At 62.2% G+C, this 6,627-nt stretch carries 8 protein-coding genes and 1 pseudogene; all 9 read left to right on the top strand.

Annotation, left to right across the window (positions count from 1 at the left end):
* On the top strand, positions 1-1,579 hold a 1,579-nt coding region (locus KH616_RS19485; RefSeq protein ID WP_292249776.1), incomplete at its 5' end, for a cbb3-type cytochrome c oxidase subunit I.
* Positions 1,576-2,187, top strand: a complete 612-nt coding sequence (locus tag KH616_RS19480) for a cytochrome oxidase subunit III (protein ID WP_292249775.1) — start codon at positions 1,576-1,578, stop codon at positions 2,185-2,187. The genes KH616_RS19485 and KH616_RS19480, both read left to right, overlap by 4 nt.
* Positions 2,184-2,888, top strand: coding sequence for a heme-copper oxidase subunit III family protein (locus KH616_RS19475; protein ID WP_292249774.1), 705 nt, complete (start codon positions 2,184-2,186; stop codon positions 2,886-2,888). The genes KH616_RS19480 and KH616_RS19475 overlap by 4 nt, the downstream gene beginning before the upstream one ends.
* An 8-nt stretch (positions 2,889-2,896) precedes the next feature.
* On the top strand, positions 2,897-3,238 hold the full coding sequence (locus tag KH616_RS19470; RefSeq protein WP_292249773.1) for a cytochrome C oxidase subunit IV family protein: 342 nt from the start codon (positions 2,897-2,899) through the stop codon (positions 3,236-3,238).
* Between the two features lie 445 nt (positions 3,239-3,683).
* Positions 3,684-4,124: an Hsp20/alpha crystallin family protein gene (locus KH616_RS19465; protein ID WP_292249772.1), complete on the top strand. Its 441-nt coding sequence runs from the start codon at positions 3,684-3,686 to the stop codon at positions 4,122-4,124.
* A 15-nt stretch (positions 4,125-4,139) separates the two neighbouring features.
* Positions 4,140-4,547 (top strand): Hsp20/alpha crystallin family protein, encoded by a 408-nt coding sequence (locus KH616_RS19460; RefSeq protein WP_292249771.1) that lies wholly within the window; start codon positions 4,140-4,142, stop codon positions 4,545-4,547.
* Positions 4,548-4,758: 211 nt separating this feature from the next.
* On the top strand, positions 4,759-5,067 hold the full coding sequence (locus KH616_RS19455; protein WP_292249770.1) for a hypothetical protein: 309 nt from the start codon (positions 4,759-4,761) through the stop codon (positions 5,065-5,067).
* Positions 5,068-5,302: 235 nt separating this feature from the next.
* On the top strand, positions 5,303-5,545 hold the full coding sequence (locus tag KH616_RS19450) for a hypothetical protein (protein WP_292249769.1): 243 nt from the start codon (positions 5,303-5,305) through the stop codon (positions 5,543-5,545).
* Between the two features lie 745 nt (positions 5,546-6,290).
* A pseudogene (locus tag KH616_RS19445) lies at positions 6,291-6,389 on the top strand (4Fe-4S binding protein); the annotation flags it as partial.
* Positions 6,390-6,627 lie beyond the last annotated feature (238 nt).

Below are 6,627 nucleotides of genomic sequence, written 5' to 3'. Positions count from 1 at the left end.
GCTGATGCTGGGCGCGCGCGACATGGTGTTCCCGTTCCTCAACATGCTGAGCTACTGGGTCTACCTGCTGACGGCGCTGTTTCTCGGCGGTTTCGGCAACTACCTGATCCCGCTGATGCTGGGCGCGCGCGACATGGTGTTCCCGTTCCTCAACATGCTGAGCTACTGGGTCTACCTGCTGGCCGTGCTGGTGCTGGTGGCGAGTTTCTTCGTGCCAGGCGGCCCGACCGGCGCGGGCTGGACGCTGTATCCACCCCAGGCCATCCTGCCGGGCACGCCGGGCGTGGAATGGGGCATCGTGTTGATGCTGGTGTCGCTGGCGATCTTCATCGTCGCGGCCACGATGGGCGGCCTGAATTACGTCACCACCACGCTGCAGGGGCGCACGCGCGGCATGACGCTGATGCGCATGCCGCTCACCGTGTGGGGCATCCTCATCGCGACCATCATGGCGCTGCTGGCGTTTCCGGCGCTGTTCGTGTCGGCGGTGATGATGCTGCTCGACAAGACACTCGGCACCAGCTTCTTCATGCCGGCCGTGGTGTCGATGGGGCAGACGCTCAAGCATGCCGGCGGCAGCCCGCTGCTGTTCCAGCACCTGTTCTGGTTCTTCGGGCATCCCGAGGTCTACATCGTCGCGCTGCCGGCCTTTGGCATCGTGTCGGATCTCATCAGCACGCATGCGCGCAAGAACATCTTCGGCTACAGGATGATGGTGTGGGCCATCGTCATCATCGGTGTGCTGAGCTTCGTGGTCTGGGCGCACCACATGTTCATCGCCGGCATGAATCCATACTTCGGCTTCTTCTTTGCCACCACCACGCTCATCATCGCCGTCCCGACCGCCCTCAAGGTCTACAACTGGGTGCTGACGCTGTGGCGCGGCGATATCCACCTGAACGTGCCGATGCTGTTTGCCGTCGGCTTCATCAGCACTTTCGTCCTCGGTGGGCTGACCGGTCTTTACCTCGGCAACGTGAGCGTGGACATTCCGCTGTCGAACACGTACTTCGTGGTGGCGCACTTCCATATGGTGATGGGTGTGTCGCCGATCCTGGTGGTGTTTGGCGGCATCTACCACTGGTATCCGAAGGTGACCGGGCGCATGCTCAACGATACGCTCGGGCGCGTGCATTTCTGGGTCACTTTCGTCGGCACCTATCTGATCTACTTCCCGATGCACTATCTCGGCATCCTGGGCATGCCGCGGCGCTATTACGCATATGAGGGCTACAGCTTCATTCCCCATTCGGCGCAGACGCTCAACACGTTCATCACCGTCGTTGCGCTGATCGTCGGCGCGGCGCAATTGCTGTTCCTGTTCAATCTGGCGTGGAGCCTGGTGCACGGCAAGCGTGCCGACGGCAACCCGTGGCGGGCCACCACGCTGGAATGGCAGACGCCGCAAACGCCGCCCGCGCACGGCAATTGGGGCGCCGCGCAGCCCGTCGTTTACCGCTGGGCGTACGAATACAGCCCGCCGGGGATCGAGGAAGATTTCGTCCCGCAAAACCAGCCGCCTGCGACGGCGCCCGAACCGGCCCACCCGACGCTTCAGCCTGGCGAGGCACGCAAATGACCGCCCTGCCCCGCCCCTTCGTTCCTGACGCGCCGCCTGTCTTGCCGAATGCGAGCCGCATCGGCCTGATCGTCTTCATGGCGGTGGCAACGACCTTGTTTTCACTGCTGCTGCTCGCCTATGCCATGCGCATGCGCGAGCCCGACTGGCAGCCGGTTCCTCATCCGGCACTGCTGTGGTGGAACACCGGCGCGTTGGTGCTGGCAAGCGTTGCCATGCAGCGTGCCCGGCAATTGACCATGCACCGCGCGGCGTGGCTGGTGTCCGGCGGTGTGCTGGCGGCCGTGTTCGTGATCGGGCAACTGGTCGCCTGGCGCATGCTGTCGGCGGCCGGGCAGACCGTCACCGTGAATCCTTCCAATAGCTTCCTTTATCTGCTCACCGGTCTGCACGGGCTGCATGTGCTCGGCGGGCTCGTGGCGTGGGCCGTGACGCTCGCGCTTCTCCAGCGCGCGGATCTCTTCCGGATCCAGCGCGCCATCTCGCTGTGCGCAATCTACTGGCATTTCCTGCTGGCGGTCTGGCTCGCGCTGCTGGCGGCCATGTGGTGGCTCACCCCCGAGTTCGTCGCCGCCGTCTGCGGGCCGCTGTATGGAGCCGCGCCATGACCTCGCCCACGCTCCCCACCGAATCCCCCACCACGCCGACCGACGCCGGTCCAGACGGCTGGCGCGGCATCGTCACGGACTGGTCGGCCGATCGCGAAGCCTTCAAGGTGCCGTGGGGCAAGGCGATGATGTGGATCTTCCTGCTCTCGGACACCTTCGTCTTCAGCAGCTTCCTGATCGGCTACATGACGGTGCGCATGTCGACCACGGTGCCGTGGCCCGACACGTCCAGGGTGTTCGCGCTCACGGTGGGCGGCGTGGATGTGCCCTTGCTGCTGATCGCCATCATGACGTTCATCCTGATCACCAGCAGCGGCACCATGGCGATGGCGGTCAACTTCGGCTACCGGCGCAACGCAACGCGCGCCGCCGCCCTGTTGCTGGCGACCGCATTGCTCGGCGCGACCTTCGTATCGATGCAGGCCCTCGAATGGAGCAAGCTGATCTTCCATGAAGGTATCCGCCCCTGGGGCAACCCGATGGGCGCGGCGCAGTTCGGCGCGTGCTTCTTCATGATCACCGGGTTCCATGGCTTTCACGTGACCTGCGGCGTGATCTACCTGCTGCTGATCGCACGCAAGATCCTGCAGCCGGGGTTCACCGAGCACGGCAACTTCCAGATCGTCGAGATTGCCGGCTTGTACTGGCACTTCGTCGACCTGGTGTGGGTGTTCATCTTTGCGCTGTTCTATTTGTGGTGAGGCAGATCATGGACCACACCGATCCCGCCCATCGACCCGATGCCGCGCACGGCCAGCAGCATCCGATCAGCATCTACCTGAAGATCTGGGCCCTGCTGTTCGTACTGAGCACGATGTCGTACATGGTGGATTACTTCCACGTGCAGGGTGTGCTGCGCTGGACGCTGATCGTCGTGCTCATGATCGCCAAGGCCGGGCTGATCGTGTCGATTTTCATGCACATGATGTGGGAACGGCTGGCGCTGGTGTACGCCATCCTGATTCCGCCCCTGTGCCTGCTGGTGCTGATGGTGCTGATGGCTGCCGAGGCGCGTCATACCTTCGGCATGCGGGAGCTGTTCTTCCACTGACCGCTTCGCTTGCCGTTCCTCGGATGGCGGGCACCGTATCCGAGGACGCCTGAGTGAAATCAGTCAGCAGGTCGCCGGTCGGCTTCGTCTCGTGATAAGTCTCCCTGCCACCCGCGCTCAGTCCTTCGAGCACGATGGGCCGGCTGTGCAAGCGCATCATGTCCCCGTGCGATTGCCGCGGTCATTCGCGATGGTCGCCTCCTCCGCAACGCAATCCCGATTCGCCGCGATAATAGGATCCGACACAAAAATTTCAAGTGCAAAAATCCGCCGTAGTCACTTGAACTTTTCGGTAGAGATCCTATCTTAATTTTCGCTCAGACAGACGCGCGCGCCACCTCAGCCCGCGCGCTGCGTGTTTCGATTTGTTTGCCAGCAGTCCGGCAGGCGAACTGGAGCGCGTAGGCCCGTTCGCCTCCCGGCTGCATTCGAGGAGGATACGATCATGAGCGATCTTTACTTCGGAACCGACTTCTTCAGCGAGTTCGACCGCCTGCAGCAGCAGATGGCGCAACTCTTCGGCGGTTTCCCGTCCAGCATCCGCGCCAGCCGGTTCGGCACTTTCCCGCAGGTCAATATCGGCGCGACCGACGATTCGATTGAGATCGTCGCGTTCGCGCCCGGCGTCAATGCCGCCGCGCTCGATGTGTCGATCGACAAAGGGCTGCTGACCATCAATGGCGAACGCCAATCGCCCCAACCCGACACCGACACTGAGAGGCGCACCTATGCGCAGGAGCGCTTTGCCGGCGCCTTCCGGCGCGTCATCGAGTTGCCCGACACCGCCGATCCCGACAAGGTTCAGGCGCGCTACGAGAACGGCTGCCTGTCAATTAGCGTCGGTAAGCGCGAATCGTCCAAGCCACGCGCCATCACAGTCCAGTAATCCGAGGAGCCGATCATGAATGACAGGACCCAATTGGCGGAACGCGACTCTTCAGCGGTCGCACGCCGCGAAACCGAACAGCCCGTGCGCCGAGTGACACTCGTGCCGGCCGTCGACATATACGAGGACAGCCAGGGCGTCACGCTGTGGGCCGATCTGCCCGGCGTGACGAAGGACAAGCTGGACGTCAAAGTTCACGACAGCAGCCTCTCGATCGAGGCCGAGGCGGTCGTACCGACGCCGGCAAATCTGCGGCTGCAGCATGCCGAGATCCGCGAACCGCACTTCGCCCGGACGTTCACGCTGTCACCGGACTTCGATACGTCGAAGATCGGGGCGAACCTCCAGGACGGGGTGCTGAAGCTGACCATCCCCCGCCGCGACGAGGCGCGCCCGCGGCGCATCGAAATCAAGGCCCACTGACATGTCAGCGGCTGCAGGTCAGAAGCATGGACGGCAGCGAGCGCGCTGCCGCCGCCGCGAACCAGGCGCAGGCGGCCCCGGTGTCCGATGTCACGCAGGAATCCTGGAAAGGACACGCGCAGCCGAAGCGCGATGCGATGCGGCCAGCGCTACGTGTCGTTTTTCTGCACCGTTCCCCTCCATTCGGGACCATGTTTTACGGGAGACGGCAATGCTCAGTCCACACGAATTTGCGACCTTGATGCTGGTTCGCCAGGCGCCGGACCAGCTCGACATGAACCGCGCCGAGCTCGACGCGCTGCTCGAACGCCAACTGGTCATACTGGAACATTGCGCCGGACGCGCACGCCGCGTGTACCTGACCGAAGAGGGCAGAACGTTCCTCGACGCGCTCCACCCGAGCGGCACACCACGCCGAAACCGGAAGATCACCGGCAACAGCGGTGCGGAAAGCACGGAGACGCCTTCCGTACCGGGTGGCTCCACGACGGATATCGTGGTGCCCGGACGCGCAGGCTGAATGGCTGCGCGATCGCAAAGACAAGCTTGCCGTCGTCGCCGTGACGCGCAGGCGCGAGGTTACCGGGGCCTCCCGATAACCTCGCAGCGGCGACAGCCGTCGTGATGGCGTCCTCGCGCATTGCCGGAGTCCCCTGGCCTGCGGTGCCACGCGGCACGCCGTGCGCGTCCGTTCAAACGGCAGGTCCCGTATCGCCGGGTTCGCTTCGGACGCCACGCTCTGTAGGAGGTGTCATATGCAAACGGACAATGTCATGGAATATCACGGCTGCGAGGTTCGGCCGGTGGTAACCGCCACCGAAAAGGGCCGCTACGCATCAGCAGCCATCGTCACCGACCGGGCCGGCGAAATACGCACGCTCGGCGTCGATGGGGACTTCGCCAACGCCCGGGAGGCACGCGATGAAGCGCTGGAGCTTGCCGTCGCATGGATCCAGCGACGCTCAGTCGTTTCGGAGCGGTATGTCCGACGGATCTAGTGCGCCGGCTTCTCGGCAGGCCGGGCGCTCTTGATCGTGGTGTCGGTCAGCGGCATGGGGGCAACTCCGGGGCAGGAGCAGGACACGCATCCGTGCGTGTCCCCGATGTTGCCCCGACTTGCGCCGGCTTCAGTCGGCCGCGACCGGGATACGACGAAATGAAAAACCCGCGAAGCCTTGTGCTATCGCGGGTTTCAAGAGTTCTCGGGAATAAACCGGAATTTGAGTTGGTGCTGAGGCCGGACTGGCATATCGCTTCGCAAGGCCTGGTGGGTAAGGTTTATGATCCGAGGCAACGTTGAACATACCACCGGAAATACCACCAGAAGGTACTCACTATCTTCGAAGCAATGAATCTGCCTTGTCGGATGAGCCTTCGCGCACAAACCCACGCCAAAACCTACGCCGAATTATTTCTAAGCCTTCGCCTTCTTCATGTCGCGTTTTCACAACAGATCAGGACTACGTCACCGTAAAAGTCGATCTAGCAAGATGCTGGCGTTGACGCTACAACCTCTCCAGCGTATTCCAGAGCGCTTCTTACCAGTGCACAATTGATGCACTCGTCGGTAATCATCAAAGCCATACTGCCACCAACTTTCCTAGAAAAAACGATACATTATAGCTTTTCAGCCTTCCGCACGGTCGTGCAGAATTCCCCGAAATCCACGTTTTTGAGTTGCGGCTGAGTTGCACAGGTGTTGCAGATTTTGCAGCGCGCAAAGTTCAGATAGCACGCCTAGCCATGAGCAGCAAGACGTTTTGTCACAATTGCGACGTATGCGAGCCCGAGTGCCCGAACGGCGCGATTTCGATGGGCCCGGACATCTACGTCATTGACCCGATATCCATTGACTGGGGATTGGAGCGATCCAGCCGCTGAACATGCCCGGTCGACGAGCAGCGTTCTTCGCCTCAATGCCGGTTATTGGTTAAGCCGACATATCAAGGTCTCGGAACGTCAAATCCGACAGCCCTCCCCGTTCGAATAGCAGAAATCGACCTTGACTACCGCTTATGCGCTGATTTCCGGATCTTCGTAGCGAATGGGCGATTTCGGCGCCGGTGCAGCGCGCAGACGT

The sequence above is a fragment of the Burkholderia sp. genome, assembly GCF_018375725.1.
Classification (GTDB): domain Bacteria; phylum Pseudomonadota; class Gammaproteobacteria; order Burkholderiales; family Burkholderiaceae; genus Burkholderia.
This window is presented reverse-complemented; position numbering and strand designations above follow the sequence as displayed.

Excerpts from the sequence above, each read along its gene's own strand:
- KH616_RS19480 (WP_292249775.1), top strand. The coding sequence starts at position 1,576 with ATGACCGCCCTGCCCCGCCCCTTCGTTCCTGACGCGCCGCCTGTCTTG.
- KH616_RS19475 (WP_292249774.1), top strand. The coding sequence starts at position 2,184 with ATGACCTCGCCCACGCTCCCCACCGAATCCCCCACCACGCCGACCGAC.
- KH616_RS19470 (WP_292249773.1), top strand. The coding sequence starts at position 2,897 with ATGGACCACACCGATCCCGCCCATCGACCCGATGCCGCGCACGGCCAG.
- KH616_RS19465 (WP_292249772.1), top strand. The coding sequence starts at position 3,684 with ATGAGCGATCTTTACTTCGGAACCGACTTCTTCAGCGAGTTCGACCGC.
- KH616_RS19460 (WP_292249771.1), top strand. The coding sequence starts at position 4,140 with ATGAATGACAGGACCCAATTGGCGGAACGCGACTCTTCAGCGGTCGCA.
- KH616_RS19455 (WP_292249770.1), top strand. The coding sequence starts at position 4,759 with ATGCTCAGTCCACACGAATTTGCGACCTTGATGCTGGTTCGCCAGGCG.
- KH616_RS19450 (WP_292249769.1), top strand. The coding sequence starts at position 5,303 with ATGCAAACGGACAATGTCATGGAATATCACGGCTGCGAGGTTCGGCCG.